Below are 17,834 nucleotides of genomic sequence, written 5' to 3'. Positions count from 1 at the left end.
CCGGCACCGCCGGCGCGGGGCCGTTCCGCCGGTCCGCGGCTACCACCCGGTCCATAGAAGGTGGTTGACCGCCAGAGCCACGACCGCCTGAGCGGCCAGCCAGCCGCGTCGGCCCCGCGGTGGCAGGAGTGCGGCCGCGGGCAGCAGCCAGAGCATGAAGGGCTGCCAGATGCGTTCCGTCTCCGACTTGCTCATCCCCGACAGGTCGGCCGCCACCAGCGCCAGGAGCGCCGCCGCCACGAGCAGGATCAGGCGCTGCGACGGAGCGGTGGTCCCGGTCCGCAGGGTGCGTGCCGCTCCCGGGGCGCCTGCCAGCGTCCTGCGCAGGCCCGCGAGCACGGCCGGTCCGACGGCGATCGCGGTGCAGGCGAGGTTGGCCCAGACCCAGTAGGAGTAGGGGCGGACCCCGCCGGCCCCCTGGTAGTAGCGGTCGACGAGCAGGCGGTACGCCTCCCACCAGTCGAAGCCCGCGACGGTGAAGGCCGTCGGCACCACCAGGGCTCCCAGGACGAAGAGCGGGAGCGGCCGCGAGGTCCGGGTGAGCAGGAGAACGGCCAGGAGTGGGAGGGCGATGAGCGTCAGGCCGTAACTGAGGTAGCAGGTCAGCCCGTAGAGGAGGCCGGCGCCCAGTGCGGCGGCCGCGGGGCTGCGGGCCGTGCGGGTCGCGGCCAGGGCCAGCAGGGCCACGGACCAGGCGGCGACCGCGGTGAAGTAGCCGTCGGCCGAGGTGCCGGCCCAGACCGCGACCGGGGCGAGGACGACGAAGGGCGCCGCGCGGCGGGCGGTGTGCTCGTCGGCCAGGGCCCGGACGGCGATCAGGACGGCCACCGAGGCGAGGGCCCCGGTCAGGATGCACCACACTCCGGCCCAGGCTCCGCCGCCGAGTCCGATGCGGTCGAGCAGGACGAAGGTGAGCGTGGAGCCCGGCGGGTGTCCGGCGACGTGAGCGGGCCAGTTGCCGGGCGGGCCGATCAGGATGTGTTCGTTGAAGCCGCGCAGGGCGGCGCCGATATCGTCGAAGCGCCCGATGACCCTCAGGTACTCGTGTTTGGTGGTGAGCCGCTCGGCGATCCCCCGGTCCCAGCCGTCGATCAGCGCGAGCGAGAGGACCCAGGCGAGCACGGTGAGGTAGCAGCTGAGGAGGAGGGCCCGCCAGCGCAGCCGGACGGCGAGGGACGGGCCGTAGGCGATGACGGCGGCGACGACGACGGGCGCCGCCCATGTGCCGGGCCCGGTATGCGGGTACCAGGACGCGAGCAGCGGCGGCCAGTGGACCACGAGGATGCGGGCGGCGTCGTCGAAGGCCCGGCCGACGAGCACGGCGGCGGCGACCAGCACCACGCCGGCGCCGGCGGCGGCCAGGTCGCGGAGGTGGCCCGAACGCTGCGCGGAGATCGGTTCGGCGGCCTGTTCTGTGCGGTCCACGGTCTTCACCCAGGCACCGTACGCACGGCGGGGTGCTGGAGACGCCCAGCGGCGGGGCGCGTCACCGAACCGTCAGATTCGGGAGCGCCCGCGGCCGGAAGACGTTGGGCCGTAAGCGTCGGGCGAGGGTGACGTCATGGTTTCGTCAGGAGTCGCAACCGCCCCCTCCCTCGGCTCCCGGCATAACGTCGGGCCCATGGGCGACAGCCGTCGGCAGAGTCCGACCCCACCCGTGTTCCTCTCCCGTCTCCTCGGCGGACGTGCGACGACGATCCTCGGACGCCTTCCCTCGGCGCCGGGGTTCTGGCGCAGCCCGGTGCGCGGCGTGCGGTTCACCGCAGTCCTCGGCCTCGTCCTGCTCGTCGGGATCACCGCGCTGTTCGTGACCGGTCTGCTGTCGTACGCCGCCTACAACCCGGATCTGAACCCGGTCAACGACAAGACGCCGGACAAAGGGCTGCTGGGCTTCTACCTCTTCGCCTGGCCGACCGGTCCGCACTGGCTGTACCGGCTGACCCAGGGGCTCCACGTCACCCTGGGAATCGTGCTCGTCCCGGTCCTGCTGGCCAAGCTCTGGTCGGTCGTACCCCGGCTGTTCGCGCTGCCCCCGGCCCGCTCCGTGGGGCACGCGCTGGAGCGGATCTCGCTGCTCCTCCTGGTCGGCGGGGCGCTGTTCGAGTTCGTCACGGGGATCCTCAACATCCAGCTGGAGTACCTGTTCCCGGGCTCCTTCTATCCGTTGCACTTCTACGGCGCCTGGGTGTTCTTCGCCGCGTTCCTCGCGCACGCGGGGCTCCGGGTGCCGCAGGCCGTACGGGTGCTGCGGTCGGGAGGGCTGCGCGGGAGCGTGCGGGACGACCCGCTGGAGTCACCCGCACCGTCCCCGCCGACGCTGTCCCGCCGCGGGGCGCTGGTCATGGTGGGCGCCGGCTCCCTGGTCCTGCTGATCACCTCGGCCGGGCGGAGCTTCGACGGACCGCTGCGGCGTCTGGCCGTGCTCACTCCGCACGGCGTCGCCGAGCCGGGCTCCGGGCCCAACGGCTTCCAGATCAACAAGACGGCCGCCTCGGTGGGGGTCACCCCGGCCGATACGGGAGAGGGCTGGTGGCTCACCGTCAGCGGGCCCGCCGGAGATCTCCGCTTCACGCGGGAGCAGTTGCTGGCCATGGCCCAGTACAGCGCGGCGCTGCCGATCGCGTGCGTGGAGGGCTGGTCGACCTCGGACCAGTGGTGGCGCGGGGTGCGGCTGAAGGACCTGGCAGCACTCGCCGGATATCCGCACAGCCCTCCGGGGGTGCTGGTGGAGTCCCTCCAGCGCAGCGGGCCGTTCCGCAGGGCCGCGCTGCGCGACAACCAGGTGCGCGATCCGCGCTCCCTCCTGGCCCTGTCGGTCAACGGCGAGTACCTGACACCCGATCACGGCTCTCCGGCACGGGTCATCGTGCCGGCCGCCCCCGGCGTGCTCAACACCAAATGGGTGTCCCGGCTGACCTTCGGAGAGCTGTGAACAGGGTGAGTCCGCGGACCGTCGTGCGCCGTCTGTACGGGGAGGGGCCGTTGCACCTTCTGCTGATGGCCGCCTCCTTCGCCCTGGCGGGCTATGCGGGGGTCCGGCTGCTGGCGGGGGACGCCTGGGGTGTGGCCGTGTGGTTCGTGGGGGCCGCCCTCGTGCACGACCTGGTGCTGGTGCCGGTCTACGCGGCCGCGGACCGGCTGCTGTGCCGCTCGGCCGGTCCGCGCTCCGGCCTGGTGAACTTCGTCCGGGTGCCGGCGTTCCTCTCCGGGCTGCTGCTCCTCGTGTGGTTCCCGCTGATCACCCGGCAGACCCGGCGCTACGAGCCGGCGAGCGGGCTGTCTCCCGATGTGTTCCTGGGGAACTGGCTGCTGATCACGGCCGCGCTGTTCCTGGTGTCGGGCGGGTGGCTCGTGGTCCGGACGGCCCGGCTGCGCCGCAGGGCGACGAAGGGGCGCCCGTCCGCGTCCCACTGATCGACGGGGTGCAGGCCGTGGGGGCGGGCGTGTCCCAGCAGCGCCGGTGTGCCGAGCCGGGCCCACGGAAAGGGGTCGGCGGGCGCCGGTCCGGTGGGGGCGTGTCCGTCGTCCAGTCGCACATGGACCCGCTCGTCGATGTCCTGCGGTGCGGTCTCGACGACGAGGAGTCCGCCCGGGGCGAGCAGGTCCGCGGTGCGCCGCAGAAGGCGGGAGGGGTCGCCTCCGATGCCGATGTTGCCGTCGACGAGGAGGACGGTGCCCCAGCGCCCCTCCCCCGGCAGCGTTTCGAAGACGGAGCGGCGCAGCGCGGATCCGCCCAGCCGCAGGGTGCGGTCGACCGCGGCGTCGCTGACGTCGATCCCGAGTGCGCGGTGGCCGCGGGCCGCCAGCTCGGCGACCAGCCTGCCGGGCCCGCATCCGACGTCCAGGACGGGCCCCTCGCAGCGGTGCAGCGCCGACAGGTCGGCGGCGTCCGCCCCGGCGCACCAGCGCTCGACGTCCAGCGGCAGCAGCCAGCCGTCCGTACGGCGGAGGAAGAGCGGGCCGTGGCCGTTGCGCAGCGCGACGGCGTAGGGATCGGCGCTCCAGGAGTCGGCGCCCCACGGCGGGGCGTCCGGGTGCGGAGGACTCAGCGTGTCGCGGTCATGGTGCGGAGGGCTGAGCACGTCGTGGTCCGGGCGTGAGCTCAGCCCGTCGCGGCGGTCCGGGTGCGAGCTCAGCACGTCGCGGTCCCGGCCTGCGGGGCTCATCGGGCCGCCGCCCGGGTCAGCCCGGCGAATACGGCGGCGAACCGCCCGTGCGGTGCGAGCGCGGCGACGTGCGCGGCGTCGGCTGCCGTGTCCACGTCCCGCAGCCGGGGAAGATCGCGGACGGACAGTCCGGCGTCGACCAGTCGGCGTCGCTGCACGGCACCGGTCTCGGGGACGGACATCGGTACGCCGCGCAGGAGGGCGGGGTCGGGTTCGGCCAGGCCCAGCGCCCAGAATCCGCCGTCCAGCGCCGGGCCGAACCAGGCGTCGCAGCCGTCCCACGCGGTGGGTGAGAGAGCGGCGGCCAGATCGGCCGCCGCGACCTGGGGTGTGTCCATTCCGATCAGCAGGGCGGGGCCGGTACACGCCCCGAACGCTGCGGCGAGCCGTTCGTCGAGCCCTCCCGCGCACTGCTCCACCACCTCGACGCCGGGCGGCAGCCACGGTCCGGGCCTCCCCTCCAGGACGACCACCCGCCGCGCGGCGGGCAGCGCGCTGACGGTGTCCAGGGTGTCGGCGAGCGCCGCTTCGGCGAGGCGCGCGGCCTCGATGGCGGAGAAGGGCGGGGTGAGCCGGGTCTTGACCCGGCCGGGCAGCGGCTCCTTCGCGATGACCAGCAGGGTCGTCGCCCCGGTCGGAGCCGTGCGGACGGGGCCGGGGGCCGCCCCGCTCATCGGGAGACCCCGGCCCCGGCCCGGACCGGAGGCTCGCCCAGCACGGCGCGCATGTCGCGCACCGCGTGCCAGGTGCCCAGCCAGGTGCCGGTGACCTTCGACTTCCCGGTCCGGGCGAGGTAGGGGACGTCCGTCTCGGTGACGCGCAATCCCGCGTCGGACGCGCGCACCACCATCTCGAGCGGGTATCCGCTGCGCCGGTCGGTGAGGCCGAGTCCGAGCAGATCGGCGCGGCGGGCGGCCCGCATCGGCCCGAGGTCGTGCAGGCGCAGCCCCGTGCGGCGGCGCAGCATCCGGGCGAGGGCCACGTTGCCCGCCCGCGCGTGCAGTGGCCAGGCTCCGCGCCCCTCGGGACGCCGACGGCCCAGCACCAGATCGCTCTGGCCGTCGGCGACCCGGCGGACGAAGTCCGGCAGCAGGCCGGGATCCAGCGAGCCGTCGCAGTCGCAGAAGCAGACGAACTCCGCCTCTGAGGCGAGGAGCCCGGCGTGACAGGCCGCGCCGAAGCCGCGCCGCGGTTCACGTACCACCGTCGCGCCGAGGGACCGGGCCAGCTCCGCCGAGCCGTCGGCCGAACCGTTGTCCACGACGATCGCCCGCCAGCCACGAGGGACCGAGGCCAGCACGGCGGGCAGGGCGGCGGCCTCGTCCAGACAGGGCAGGACGATGTCGGCACAGGGGCCGGAAATACCGGGGGAAGGGATCACGCGGCTCACCTTACGGAGCGGAAAGCGACAAATCGGGTTCCGGAGTCTTACGGAATCCGGACGTCGCCGGCCTGAGGCGCAGGGGCGTCCGCACTCCCCCGGGGCGGGTGCCAAGGTGGTGGCATGCAGCCGATCCCCGAGCCGTCACCGCCCTGCCCCGCCGACGGGGCGCCTCGCGCCCGCCCGGCGGACGGAGCCCCGGCGGCGCGGGGAGGCGGGCCGACCCCCCGCGGCCATGTACTCGTCGTGGACGACGACCCCACGGTCGCGGAAGTGGTCACCGGATACCTGACCGGGGCGGGCTACGAGGTGGCCCGCGCGGCGAACGGCCCGGCGGCGCTGGAGCAGTACGCCGCGAGACGTCCGGACCTGGCCGTCCTGGACCTGATGCTGCCGGGGATGGACGGGTTCGAGGTCTGCCGCCGCATGCGGGCCCAGGGACCGGTGCCGGTCATCATGCTCACCGCGCGCGGTGACGAGGAGGACCGCATCCTCGGCCTGGAGACGGGTGCGGACGACTACGTCACCAAGCCGTTCAGCCCGCGCGAGCTCGTCCTGCGCGTCGACTCCGTACTGCGCCGCGCCCGAGCGGCCGCGACGCCCTCCGCCCGCTCGGCCCTGCTCGAAGGCGCGGGCCTGGTGCTCGACCCCGCGGCCAGGAGCGCGACCTGTGAGGGGCGGGCCCTGGCCCTCACCCTGCGGGAGTTCGACCTGCTCGCCTTCCTTCTGCGGCACCCCGGCCGGGTCTTCACCCGGGAGGAGCTGATGCGCGGCGTCTGGGGGTGGGACTTCGGCGATCTGTCGACCGTCACCGTCCACGTCCGCCGCCTGCGGGGGAAGGTGGAGACCGACCCGGCCCGCCCGGAGCTGATCCGTACGGTCTGGGGCGTCGGCTACCGGCTGGACCTGCCCCCGGACGGTGCCTCCCCCGCCGCCGCCTTCGGCTCCGGACCGACGTCATGACCGACATCCTCCTCATCGCGCTCTTCGCCTTCCTCGGCGCCGCGGCGGCCGGACTCCTCGGCGCACTCGTCCTGCGGTTCTCGCGCCGCCGCTCCCTCGTCGTCTCGCTGACGGTCGTGGCCGCCGTGGCCGTCACCGCGATGCTGGCCGGCACCCTCGCCGTCGCCTGGGCGATGTTCCTGTCGCCGCACGACCTCACCGTGGTCACCACCGTCGTCGCCATGGCCGCCGTCGTGTCGCTCGCCACCGCGATGCTGCTCGGCCGCTGGGTGGCGGCCAGGAGCCGCGACCTGACCCTCGCCGCCCGGTCCTTCGGTGACGGCGGGACCTTCGCCGCCCCCGCGGCCCCGGCCACCGCCGAACTCGCCGCACTCACCCGCGAACTGGCCGCCACGAGTGCCAAGCTCGACAGTTCGCGCCAGCGGGAGCGCGCCCTGGAGGCCTCCCGGCGCGAGCTCGTGGCCTGGATCTCGCACGACCTGCGCACCCCGCTCGCCGGACTGCGTGCCATGTCCGAGGCGCTGGAGGACGGCATGGCAGTCGACTCACGGCGCTATCTGCGGCAGATACGCACCGAGGTGGAGCGGATGAACGACATGGTGGGCGACCTCTTCGAGCTCTCCCGCATCCACGCGGGCTCGCTCACCCTCTCCCCGACCCGGATCTCCGTCTACGACTTGGTGGGCGACGCCCTCGCCGGTGCGGACCCGCTGGCCCGCGAGCACGGGGTGCGGCTGGTCGGCGACCGCATCGAGGCAGTGCCCGTCGAGGTCGACGGCAAGGAGATGAGCCGAGTCCTGGGCAACCTCCTGATCAACGCCATCCGCCGCACCCCCGCCGACGGCACCGTCGCCGTCGCCGCGCACCGCGCGGAGGACGGGGTCGTGCTCTCGGTGACCGACGGCTGCGGCGGCATCCCGGAAGAGGACCTGCCCAGGGTCTTCGACACCGGCTGGCGGGGCACCCACGCCCGTACTCCCCCGGCCGGAGCGGGCCTCGGGCTCGCCATCGTGCGCGGGATCGTCGAGGCGCACGCCGGGCGGGCGGAGGTCCGCAACGTCACCGGCGGCTGCTGCTTCGAGGTCATCCTGCCGGTGGCGTGAACCTCAGGCGGGGAGCCCGGCCGGCGCCGCCCGGAGCGGTGCCGCCGCGAACCGCGCCATACCGTCGGCGAAGCCCACCTCCGGCTGCCAGCCCAGTTCGTCGCGCAGCCGCCGGGAGTCCGCCGTGACATGGCGTACGTCCCCGAGCCGGTACTCACCGGTGATCACCGGGGCCGGTCCCCCATGGGCGGAGGCCAGAGCCTCGGCCATCTCGCCGATCGTGTGCGGCTGCCCGCTCCCGGTGTTGTACGCGGCGAAGCTGCCCGGTCCACGCCCCGCCACCGCCTCCAGCGCCACGGCGTTCGCGTTGGCCACGTCCTGTACGTGGATGAAGTCGCGGCGCTGGCCGCCGTCCTCGAAGACACGGGGGGACTCGCCCCGGGCCAGGGACGAACGGAAGAAGGAGGCGACACCGGCGTACGGAGTGTCGCGGGGCATCCCCGGCCCGTACACGTTGTGGTAGCGCAGCGCCACCGCGCGCCCGCCCGTCGCCCGCGCCCAGGAGGCGGCGAGGTGTTCCTGGGCGAGCTTGGTCGTCGCGTACACGTTGCGCGGGTCCACCGGCGCGTCCTCGCCGACGAGGCCGGGGACCAGATCCGAGCCGCAGGCGGGGCAGCGGGGCTCGAAACGGCCTTCGGCCAGATCGGCCTCGGCGCGCGGGCCCGGCCGGACCGGGCCGTGCCGCACGCAGTCGTACCGGCCCTCCCCGTACACGACCATCGATCCGGCGAGCACCAGACTCCGCACACCCGCCCCGGCCATCGCGGCGAGCAGGACGGCCGTCCCCAGGTCGTTGCAGCCCACGTAGTCCGGGGCGTCCGCGAAGTCCTTGCCGAGACCGACCATCGCCGCCTGATGGCACACCACGTCGATGCCCCGCAGCGCACGGTCCACGGCCTCGCGGTCGCGCACGTCCGCCACGATGAGCCCGTCGCTTCCGCCGGGCGGGGACGGGGAACCGCCGTGCGCCGAGGGCAGCAGGGCGTCGAACACCACCGCTTCGTGCCCGGCCGACCCGAGGGTCCGTACGATCTCCGAGCCGATGAACCCGGCGCCGCCGGTGACGAGTACGCGCATGGCCCCACGGTAGGCCGCCGGCGGCCGAGTCGTGTGTCGGCGCGGCGGCACGTCACGGGACCGTAAGGGATGGGCTCAGGCCCCCCGCCGCGTCACCGCACCACGCCTTCCTCGACCAGCAGGCGCGCGGCGGCCGCGACGGTCTCCCCGTCGATGCCGGAGGCCCGCAGCTGCTCCGCGGGGCTCGCGGAGCCCGGCATGTCACGGACGGCGAGGCGCACCAGGCGGGGAACGGGGCGGCCGTCGGCGAACGCCTCGGCGACCGCGTCGCCCAGTCCGCCCTCGGGGTGGTGGTCCTCGACGGTCACCAGGCAGCCGGTCTCCTCGGCGGCCCGCCGGAGCGTACCGGCGTCCACCGGCTTCAGGGAGTACAGGTCGAGCACCCGCACGCCGATGCCCTCGGCGGCGAGCAGATCAGCGGCCTTGAGCGCCTCGGGCACGGTGGTTCCCGCCGCCACGAGGGTCAGCCGGTCGTCGTCACCGGCGCGCAGGGTCTTGCTGCCGCCGACCGGGAACTCCTCGTCCGGCCCGTAGATCACCTCGGTCGCGCCACGGTTGGTGCGCAGATAGCGGATGCCCTTGAGTCCGGCCATGGCCGCGACCAGCTTGGCGGTCTGGTTCGCGTCGCACGGGCACAGCACGGTGCTGCCGTGGATGGCGCGCATCATGGCGAAGTCCTCGACGCCCATCTGGGACGGCCCGTCCTGGCCGATGGCCACGCCGGCGTGGGAGCCGACGAGGTTGATGTCGGCGCGGCTGATCGCGGCCATCCGGATGAATTCGTGTGCGCGGGTCAGGAACGCCGCGAAGGTGGTGGCGAACGGGACGTACCCGCGTGCCTGCATGCCGACCGCGCCCGCGACGAGCTGCTGCTCGGCGATGTAGCACTCGAAGTAGCGTTCGGGATGGTGCTCGGAGAACAGCTCGGCCCGCGTGGAGTCGCCGACCTCGCCGTCGAGAGCCACGATGTCGCCGCGGGCGTCGCCGAGGGCCACGAGCGCCTTGCCGAACGCGTCACGGGTGGCGACCTCGTCGCCCTTGTCGAACACCGGAAGTTCCGGTCGCTCCGCGCGCAGGGGCCGGGCCGCGGGGGCCGCCTCGGGCTTGTGGACGTCGATGCGCAGGAAACGCCGGCCGCCCAGCTCCTCGACGGCCTCGTCCGGGTCCTTCAGGGGCTTGCCGTGGAAGCCCTCCTTGTCGGCGACGGCGGCCACTCCCCGGCCCTTGACGGTGGCCGCCAGGATCGCGGTCGGTTTGCCGACGGTGGAACGGGCCTCGTCGTAGGCCAGCTCGATGGCACGCGGGTCGTGGCCGTCGACCTCGACGGTGTGCCAGTCGAAGGCCCGCAGCCGGCGGCGGTAGGCGGCCAGGTCACGGCCGTGCCGGGTGGGGCCGCGCTGGCCGAGCCGGTTGACGTCGACGATCAGGGTGAGGTTGTCGAGGTGCTCGGCGCCCGCGTGCTCGGCGGCCTCCCAGACGGAACCCTCGGCCATCTCGCTGTCCCCGCTGATCACCCAGACCCGGGACGGCCCGTGTTCCAGCCGTTTGCCGGCCAGGGCCATGCCCACGCCCACCGGCAGCCCCTGGCCCAGGGAGCCGGTCGCGGAGTCCACCCAGGGAAGCCGGGGCGTCGGGTGGCCCTCCAGCCTGCTGTCCTTCGCACGGAAGGTCAGCAGTTCCTCGTCCGTGAGGGCGCCGGCGGCCAGATAGGCGGCGTACAGCACCGGGGAGGCGTGTCCCTTGGACAGGATGAGGTGATCGTTGCCCGGGTGGTCGGGTTCGTCGAAGTCGTAGCGCAGGTGGTGGGCGAACAGGACGGCGACGAGGTCGGCGGCGGACATCGACGAGGTCGCGTGGCCCGACCCCGCCGCGTCGGTGGCCCGGACGGAATCGACCCGCAGCTGCTGGGCGAGCTCGGTGAGTTCTTCGGCGCGCATGTCACTCCTTGGGTCCGATCAAGGGCCGCCCCGCCCCTCCCCGGCCCTGCCGCGTTCCCTGACCCGTCCCGGGTGCCCTTCGCAGCCTCCGGCAAACACGGCGGCAGGCGTCACCGCCGGGCGATCCACCCCCGTACGGAAGGGCCGCCCGGCGCCCTCGAGCGGGCTCGTGGTCAGGGGGTCGCGGCGGAGACGACGTACACGACCGGGGACATCGGGTCGGTCATGTCGACGGTGATGTCCTGCGTGGGGCGCGGGTCCTCGTTGGTGTGCGTGGTGCCCGCCCAGGAGACGCCGTCGCCGAAGTACCATCCGGCGATCTTCGTGTCGCGCTCGCCGACGGTGACCTCGCCGGTCTTCAGGGCGGCCCGGCCCGTGCCCACCTGGGTCAGGAACCGGTCGAGGCCGTTGGACGTCGTGCGGAACTGCACGTACATCCGGCTGGCCTTCCAGTTGTTGGTCTCGTAGTACTGGACCTCTTTGGCGTCCCCGGGGATCGGCACCTCGAAGATCCGGCGGAGCATCCGGGACGGCCAGCCCTCGCGCAGTCCCTGCGCCGCCGCCTCGGCGGCCTTGTCCTGGCCGGAGCGGCGGCTCTGCCCCGCCGAGATCAGCAGATAGCCGGCCGGGACACCGATGAGCAGCACGATGATGGTCGCCGTGATCAGGCGCCGGCGGATCGTCCGGCGCCGTTCCTCGGGCGTCGGACCCTCGCCGGGCGGCGGGGCCTGGCGCGGCACGACGGGGTGCTCGGCTGTGGTCATGGGCGTGGGGTCCCTAGGAAGTGCGGGTGTTGCGGGTGTTGCGAATGGTGCTGGCGGCCTGGTCGTAGATCTGGGCGTACCGCTCGTACCGCTCGACGCGCCGGCGGTTGGCACGCCGGAAGCGGCGGGCCACCAGCCGGGCGAGGTCGGCCGCGCCGACCATACCCGCCTCGGGGCCGAGCTGGGCTTTCGCGATCCGGGCCTCGGGGCGGTAGCCGCGGCCGGTGAGCTGCCGCTTGAAGGCGTCCCTGGCCGGTCCGATCAGCAGGTCGTCGGCGGCGCTGACACCGCCTCCGATGACGAAGCAGGAGGGGTCGAGCGCGGCGGCGAGATTGGCGATGCCCACGCCGAGCCACTGGCCGATGTCCTGGAGGAGCTCGATGCACATCGCATCGCCCTCGCGGGCCAGTTCGGTGATGAGGGGCCCGGTGATGTCGGGGATGCTGCCCTTGACCCGCTCGATGAGTCCGTGGGCCACCGGGGAGTCGGCGGCGGCCAGTTCCCTGGCCTCCCGGACGAGTGCGTTGCCGGAGCTGTACTGCTCCCAGCAGCCTCGGTTGCCGCAGGGGCAGCGGTGCCCGCCGGGCACCACCTGCATGTGGCCGAACTCACCGGCGACGCCGTACTTGCCGCGCTTGACCTGACCGTCCTCCAGGATCGCGCCGCCGATGCCGGTGCCGAGCGTGATCATGACGAGGTGGTCCTCACCGCGGCCGGCGCCGAAGCGCCATTCGGCCCAGGCGGCGGTGTTGGCGTCGTTGTCCACCATGACCGGGACGACGAGCCGGGAGGCGAGGGCGTCGCGCAGGGGCTCGTCGCGCCAGGCCAGGTGCGGGGCGAACAGCACCTTGGACCGGTCCGCGTCGACCCAGCCCGCCGCCCCGATGCCCACCGCGTGCACGTCGTGGCGGTCCGAGAGGTCCAGCACCAGTTCGACGATGGTGTCCTCGACGACCTTGGGGCTCTTGGACTTGTCGGGCGTCTCGGTGCGCAGGGTCTCCAGGATGTTGCCGTCGGCGTCGACGACGCCGGCCATCACCTTCGTCCCCCCGATGTCGATGCCGACCGTGGGCACCCGCGGCGCGGTGAGGTGCGAGCGCCGCTCCCTGGTGCCGACGGTCCGCAGGACGGTGGCGCGGGCGGAGCCGCGGTGGGTGAAGTCGCGGTACGTGCTCATCGTCCCTGCGGGGTCTGGGGGGCCGGATCGAAGTGCTTCCGGCGGCGGACGGCGCCCACCGGTGTCGATTCTGCCATTGCCTGCCGGAGCGCGGGCCGCAACGGGCCTGCCGCCGTCGGCTGCGCGGGCGCGGTGACCGGGCCCGCGCAGCCGACGGGAACTGCTGCCGAGCCGGTCACGCGGAGGTGCCGTCCTCGTCCCGGCGGCCGCCCAGCGGGCCGGGGCCGGGGGCCCGCTCCAGCTCGTGGCTCAGCTCCTCCAGCTCGCTGCCGCCGGCCATCTGGCGCGTCAGCTCGTCCAGCGTCACGTCCGCCTTGGTGTGGCTGCCGGCCATGCCGCCCCGCTTGAGCAGCACGAAGCGGTCGCCGACGAGGTAGGCGTGGTGCGGGTTGTGCGTGATGAGGACCACGCCGAGGCCAGCGTCCCGGGCGGCGGCGACGTACTTGAGCACCACCCCGGACTGCTTCACGCCGAGCGCCGCGGTCGGCTCGTCCAGGACGAGGACCCTGGCGCCGAAGTGGACGGCCCGCGCGATGGCGACGCACTGGCGCTCGCCGCCGGACAGGGTCCCGATGGGCTGGTCGACGTCGCGCAGGTCGATGCCCATCCGCAGCAGCGCGGAGCGGGTCGTCTCACGCATCACCCCGACGTCGAGCCGCTTGAAGGGCCCGGCTCCGGTCGTCGGCTCGGAGCCGAGGAAGAAGTTGCGCCAGACCGGCATCAGGGGGACGACGGCGAGGTCCTGGTAGACCGTGGCGATGCCCCGGTCCAGGGCGTCGCGCGGATTGGCGAGCGTGGTCTCCTCGCCGTCGACGAGGAAGCTCCCCGCGTCGTGCCGGTGCAGCCCCGCGATGATCTTGATCAGGGTGGACTTGCCGGCCCCGTTGTCACCGAGCACGCAGGAGATCTCTCCCGCGTGGACCTCCAGCGAGACGTCCTGGAGAGCCTTGATGTTGCCGTAGTACTTGCTGACGTGGTCCAGCACGATCAGCGCCTGCCGGCCGGTGTCCGCCGGCCCGCCCGGTTCCCTGGGAGCCGTCACTTCGTCGCCTCCGCGCGCTTGCGTACCCATGCGTTGAGCAGGGTGGCCAGGAGCAGCATCGCTCCGAGGAAGAACTTGAACCAGTCCGGGTTCCACTCCGCGTACACGATGCCCTTGCTGGTCATGCCGAAGATGAAGGCGCCGACCGCCGAGCCGATCGCGGAGCCGTACCCGCCGGTGATCAGGCAGCCGCCGATGACGGCCGCGATGATGTAGATGAGTTCGTTGCCGACGCCCTCGCCGGACTGCACCACGTCGTAGCTGAACAGCAGGTGCTGTCCGGAGACCCAGGCCGCGAAGGCGACCCCGAGATAGAGGCCGATCTTGGTCCGGATCACCGGGACGCCGACCGCGCGGGCCGCGTCGGCCCCGCCGCCGACGGCGAAGATCCAGTTGCCGAAGCGGGTGCGGAGCAGGATCCAGGTGGCGACCGCGACGAGGGCGGCCCACCACAGGATGGTCACCTTCAGCTCGACGCCGCCGACCGTCCAGTGCGAGGCGAAGAGCGCGCGGGCCGAGTCGAAGCCCTCCATGTTGCCGATGGTCTTCGTCGAGACGGTCCCGCTGATCAGCTTGGTGAAGCCCAGGTTGAGACCGGTCAGCATCAGGAACGTGCCGAGCGTGATGATGAAGCTCGGCAGTCTGGTGCGGGTCAGCATGAAGCCGTTGAACGCGCCGATGGCGAGCGTGACCAGCAGGGACACGAAGACGCCGACCCAGACGTTGGCCGTCATCTGGTAGCTGAACATCGACGAGATCAGCGCGGAACTGGTGACCATCACCCCGGCGGACAGGTCGAACTCCCCGCCGATCATCAGCAGCGCCACCGGCGCCGCCATGATCCCGATGGTGGAGGCCGCGTACAGCACCGTGCCGAAGCTGGTGGCGCGCAGGAAACTGTCGGCCACGATCGCGAAGAACAGGAAGACGGCCAGGGCGCCCACGACCGAGCCCAGCTCGGGACGGCCGAGCAGCTTGCGCAGCGGTGAGGTGCGCAGCAGCCTCTCGTCCACCACCTCGGACGACGTACCGGACCCCGCGGTCATCGGGTTCCCCGGTCCGCGTACTCGGCGAGCCGGCCGGCGTCGTCGGGCCTGATGATCTGCGGGCCGGTCAGGACCGGGCGTCCGCCGCCGAGCACGTTGCGGTTGTAGCGGTAGAGCCAGAGCAGGTCGACGGCCTCGTAGCCCTGAAGGTAGGGCTGCTGGTCGACGGCGAAGCCGAGGGTCTTGGCCTGGAGCGAGGCCGCGACCTTGGCGTTCAGGTCGAACGTGTCGATCTCGGCCTTGCTGCCCGCGGTCTCCTTCGCCTTGACGGCGGCGTCCGCGAACGGTGCGCCGAGGGTGACGACCGCGTCGATGTCCTTGTCCGCCTGGAGCTTCGCCTCGATGGACGCCTGGACGTCCGGCATGTTGGTGCCCTCGACGTACAGGTTCTGCATCTGGCCGTCGAAGGTCTTCTTCGCCCCGGCGCAGCGCTGCTCGTGCCCGACGTTGCCCTGCTCGTGCAGGATGCACAGGGCCTTCTTGCGGCCGCGCGCGTTGAGCTCGTCGCCGACCGCCTCGCCCGCGATGGACTCGTCCTGGCCGATGTGGGTGAGCGCGCCGTAGCTCTTGGACTCGGCGGAGCCCGAGTTCACCGTGATCACCGGGATGCCGGCCTTGACCGCCTTGGCGACGACGGCCTTCATGGCGTCGGGCTTGGCGAGGGTGACGATCAGCCCGTCGACCTTCTTGTCGATGGCGGCCTGGACGAGCTGCGCCTGCTGCTGCGCCTCGTCGTTGTGCGAGTACAGGAAGTTGATGTTGTCCTTCTTGGCCGCCATGTCGGCGCCCTTCTGGACGATGTCCCAGAAGGTGTCGCCGTCGCCCGAGTGGGTGACCATGGCGAAGGTCCAGCGGGGCGTGTTCACCGCGGACCGGCCCTCGGCCGCGGCCCGCTCCGCACGTTCCTCCGCCCGCTTGCCGCCGGTGCTGCTGCATCCCATGAGGGAGACCCCGAGCACCGCCGCAAGCACGGCGCCCATCGCACGTACCCCTGTCCGAACCCTTGCCACGACGCCGTGCCCTTCTTGTGCTGCTCGCTGTGCTGCTGGTGGAGCCGGGGCCCTACGGTCCCGGCCCGGCTGGGCAAGTATCCCCGAGCCCGGATCACGGCCGCCCGGCAGGGGCGCGGCGCGTGTGTCGGAGCGGGGTGTACGGCACCGGGCGGCCGGGTGCGGCCGTCGTCACCGTACGGGTAGCCGAGAAGCCTGTGACACCGTACGAGAGCCTGGACGCCCTGTCACCGTACGAGGAGCTGGAAATCGAAGGTGTACCGCGAGGCGCGGTAGAGGTGGGAGCCGAATTCGACCGCCCGGCCGGTCCCGTCGAAGGTGAGGCGCTCCATCGTGAGCAGGGCGGCGCCCTCGCTCTCCCCGAGCGCGACGGCCTCCTCGGCGGTGGCGAGGCGGGCGCCGACGGTCTGGCGGGCGCTGTGCAGGGTGATGCCCGCGCCGCGCATCATCCGGTAGAGGCCGGTGCCGGCGGCCCGGTCGCCGGAGAGGTCGATGAGTCCGGCGGGCAGGTGGTTGCGCAGGAGGGCGAGGGGCTCGCCGTCCGCCGAGCGGAGGCGCTCGATGTACTGCACCTCCTCGCCCTCCCGGACGCCCAGCGCCTCGGCGACGGCCGCCGTCGCCGGCCGGGGAGCGTTGGCCAGGACGAGGGTCGAGGGGTTCCGGCCGGCGGTCTCCAGGTCCTCGTAGAGGCTGCTGAGTTCGAGGGGGCGCCTGACCTTGGTGTGCAGGACCTGGGTGCCGACGCCGCGGCGGCGGACCAGCAGGCCCTTGTCGACGAGTGACTGGATGGCCTGGCGGACGGTGGGCCGGGACAGGCCGAGCCGGGCGGCGAGCTCGATCTCGTTGCCGAGGAGACCACCGGCGGCGAGCCTGCCGTCCGCGATCGCCGCCTCCAGCTGCTGGGCGAGCTGGTAGTACAGCGGGACGGGGCTGGAGCGGTCGACGCGCAGGTCGAGGGCCGTGGCATCGGCGGCGGATTTCGGCACGCCGGAAGCGTAACCCCGCCGTCCGCATCGCCGGTAGCCAGGTCGTCCTGTTGTCCTCTTGTCCTGTTGTCCGGACACGGTCATTCCTGGCTCCGGCCCGGCGAAACGAGCGTGCTTTGTCAGGACATTCGATTGACACCGTCACGGGGGGACGGCACGTTGGGAGCATGCGCATCGGACTCCTCGGCACCGGCCGGATCGGTTCCTTCCACGCGGGCGTCCTCGCCCGCCACCCGGCCGTCCGGGAGCTGGTGGTGGCGGACGCCGACCCCGCCCGCGCGGCCGCCGTCGCCGCCCGGACCGGGGCGCGCGCGGTGGCCACGGCGACGGAGGTGTTCGATGCCGGTGTGGACGCCGTGGTGATCGCGTCCGCCACCTCCTCCCACGCCGAGCTGATCGGCCGGGCCGCCCGCGCCGGGCTGCCCGCGTTCTGCGAGAAGCCCGTCGCGCTGGACCTGGCGGGCACCCTCGGGGCGCTGCGGGAGGCGGAGCGCGCGCACAGCGTCCTCCAGCTCGGCTTCATGCGCCGCTTCGACGCCGGGTACGCGGCGGCCCGCGCCGCGGTGCGCGGCGGGGCGCTCGGCCGGCTGCACACCGTGCGCACGGTGACCTCCGATCCGGCGCCGCCGCCCGCCGCGTACCTGCCGCTGTCCGGCGGACTGTTCCGGGACTGCCTGATCCATGACTTCGACATGGTGCGCTGGGTGACGGGCCGTGAGGTGACACGGGTGTACGCCACCGGGTCGGACGCCGGGCACCCGATGTTCCGCGCCGCCGGGGACGTGGACACGGCGGCCGCCCTGCTGACCCTCGACGACGGCACGCTGGTCACCGCGACGTCCACCCGCTGCAACGGCGCCGGGTACGACGTGCGGATGGAGCTGGCGGGTGAGCTCGGCCAGATCACGGCCGGGCTCGACGACCGCACCCCGCTGACCTCCGCCGAACCGGCCGGCCCCGGCGCCCCCGACAGGCCCTGGCCCGGTTTCCTGGAGCGTTTCGCCCCGGCGTACGAGGCCGAACTCGACGCGTTCGTCCGCCTCGTGCGCGGCGAGGCGGCCAATCCGTGTGACGGCCGGGAGGCCCTGCGCGCGCTCCGGATCGCGGAGGCGTGCGAGGTCTCGCGGCGGGAGGGGCGCCCGGTGGAGCTGACCGAGATCCCGTCCGCGTGACGCCGGGCCC

At 73.4% G+C, this 17,834-nt stretch carries 16 protein-coding genes; 4 read left to right on the top strand and 12 right to left on the bottom strand.

What is annotated here, in order from left to right; genetic code table 11:
• Window positions 1-39 precede the first annotated feature (39 nt).
• Window positions 40-1,434 carry a hypothetical protein gene (locus E6R60_RS01460; RefSeq protein ID WP_136324493.1) on the bottom strand — a complete coding sequence of 465 codons (1,395 nt, stop codon included), beginning with the start codon at window positions 1,432-1,434 and terminating at the stop codon, window positions 40-42.
• Window positions 1,435-1,621: 187 nt separating this feature from the next.
• Between E6R60_RS01460 and E6R60_RS01455 the strand changes: the two genes are divergently transcribed.
• Complete coding sequence (locus E6R60_RS01455; RefSeq protein WP_240802345.1) at window positions 1,622-2,932, top strand: molybdopterin-dependent oxidoreductase; 1,311 nt, start codon at window positions 1,622-1,624, stop codon at window positions 2,930-2,932.
• A 325-nt stretch (window positions 2,933-3,257) separates the two neighbouring features.
• Here the strand turns inward: E6R60_RS01455 and E6R60_RS01445 are convergent, their stop codons facing one another.
• Genes E6R60_RS01445 through E6R60_RS01435 form a run of 3 tightly spaced genes read right to left on the bottom strand, consistent with a single transcriptional unit; the run spans window position 3,258 to window position 5,547 of the window.
• Window positions 3,258-4,166: a methyltransferase domain-containing protein gene (locus E6R60_RS01445; protein WP_136324492.1), complete on the bottom strand. Its 909-nt coding sequence runs from the start codon at window positions 4,164-4,166 to the stop codon at window positions 3,258-3,260.
• Entirely contained in the window at window positions 4,163-4,840 is a 678-nt protein-coding gene (locus tag E6R60_RS01440) for a DUF2064 domain-containing protein (protein WP_136324491.1), read from the bottom strand. Before E6R60_RS01440 ends, E6R60_RS01445 begins: the two co-directional genes overlap by 4 nt.
• Window positions 4,837-5,547: a glycosyltransferase family 2 protein gene (locus E6R60_RS01435; protein WP_240802344.1), complete on the bottom strand. Its 711-nt coding sequence runs from the start codon at window positions 5,545-5,547 to the stop codon at window positions 4,837-4,839. Before E6R60_RS01435 ends, E6R60_RS01440 begins: the two co-directional genes overlap by 4 nt.
• Window positions 5,548-5,670: 123 nt before the next feature.
• Between E6R60_RS01435 and E6R60_RS01430 the strand changes: the two genes are divergently transcribed.
• The gene (locus E6R60_RS01430) at window positions 5,671-6,510 is read left to right on the top strand and encodes a response regulator transcription factor (RefSeq protein ID WP_136324489.1); all 840 of its coding nucleotides are present in this window, start codon (window positions 5,671-5,673) and stop codon (window positions 6,508-6,510) included.
• Window positions 6,507-7,613, top strand: a complete 1,107-nt coding sequence (locus tag E6R60_RS01425; protein WP_136324488.1) for a HAMP domain-containing sensor histidine kinase — start codon at window positions 6,507-6,509, stop codon at window positions 7,611-7,613. Before E6R60_RS01430 ends, E6R60_RS01425 begins: the two co-directional genes overlap by 4 nt.
• Before the next feature lie 3 nt (window positions 7,614-7,616).
• On the opposite strand, the gene E6R60_RS01420 is transcribed toward E6R60_RS01425, so the two are convergent.
• From E6R60_RS01420 to E6R60_RS01385, 8 genes are all read right to left on the bottom strand, one after another.
• Window positions 7,617-8,690: an NAD-dependent epimerase/dehydratase family protein gene (locus E6R60_RS01420; RefSeq protein ID WP_136324487.1), complete on the bottom strand. Its 1,074-nt coding sequence runs from the start codon at window positions 8,688-8,690 to the stop codon at window positions 7,617-7,619.
• Window positions 8,691-8,782: 92 nt separating this feature from the next.
• Entirely contained in the window at window positions 8,783-10,627 is a 1,845-nt protein-coding gene (locus E6R60_RS01415; RefSeq protein WP_136324486.1) for a transketolase, read from the bottom strand.
• A 173-nt stretch (window positions 10,628-10,800) separates the two neighbouring features.
• Window positions 10,801-11,391, bottom strand: a complete 591-nt coding sequence (locus E6R60_RS01410; RefSeq protein ID WP_136324485.1) for a hypothetical protein — start codon at window positions 11,389-11,391, stop codon at window positions 10,801-10,803.
• Between the two features lie 13 nt (window positions 11,392-11,404).
• Window positions 11,405-12,568 (bottom strand): ROK family glucokinase, encoded by a 1,164-nt coding sequence (locus E6R60_RS01405; protein ID WP_136324484.1) that lies wholly within the window; start codon window positions 12,566-12,568, stop codon window positions 11,405-11,407.
• 175 nt (window positions 12,569-12,743) lie between these two features.
• Window positions 12,744-13,610: an ATP-binding cassette domain-containing protein gene (locus E6R60_RS01400; RefSeq protein ID WP_136324483.1), complete on the bottom strand. Its 867-nt coding sequence runs from the start codon at window positions 13,608-13,610 to the stop codon at window positions 12,744-12,746.
• Window positions 13,607-14,656 (bottom strand): ABC transporter permease, encoded by a 1,050-nt coding sequence (locus tag E6R60_RS01395; RefSeq protein ID WP_136324482.1) that lies wholly within the window; start codon window positions 14,654-14,656, stop codon window positions 13,607-13,609. The genes E6R60_RS01400 and E6R60_RS01395 overlap by 4 nt, the downstream gene beginning before the upstream one ends.
• Complete coding sequence (locus E6R60_RS01390; RefSeq protein ID WP_136324481.1) at window positions 14,653-15,636, bottom strand: substrate-binding domain-containing protein; 984 nt, start codon at window positions 15,634-15,636, stop codon at window positions 14,653-14,655. The genes E6R60_RS01395 and E6R60_RS01390 overlap by 4 nt, the downstream gene beginning before the upstream one ends.
• A 257-nt stretch (window positions 15,637-15,893) precedes the next feature.
• Window positions 15,894-16,652 (bottom strand): GntR family transcriptional regulator, encoded by a 759-nt coding sequence (locus E6R60_RS01385; protein ID WP_240802343.1) that lies wholly within the window; start codon window positions 16,650-16,652, stop codon window positions 15,894-15,896.
• A gap of 167 nt (window positions 16,653-16,819) precedes the next feature.
• Between E6R60_RS01385 and E6R60_RS01380 the strand changes: the two genes are divergently transcribed.
• Entirely contained in the window at window positions 16,820-17,824 is a 1,005-nt protein-coding gene (locus E6R60_RS01380; RefSeq protein WP_136324479.1) for a Gfo/Idh/MocA family oxidoreductase, read from the top strand.
• Window positions 17,825-17,834 lie beyond the last annotated feature (10 nt).

The organism is Streptomyces sp. A0642, assembly GCF_004795105.1.
Classification (GTDB): Bacteria; Actinomycetota; Actinomycetes; order Streptomycetales; family Streptomycetaceae; genus Streptomyces.
This window is presented reverse-complemented; position numbering and strand designations above follow the sequence as displayed.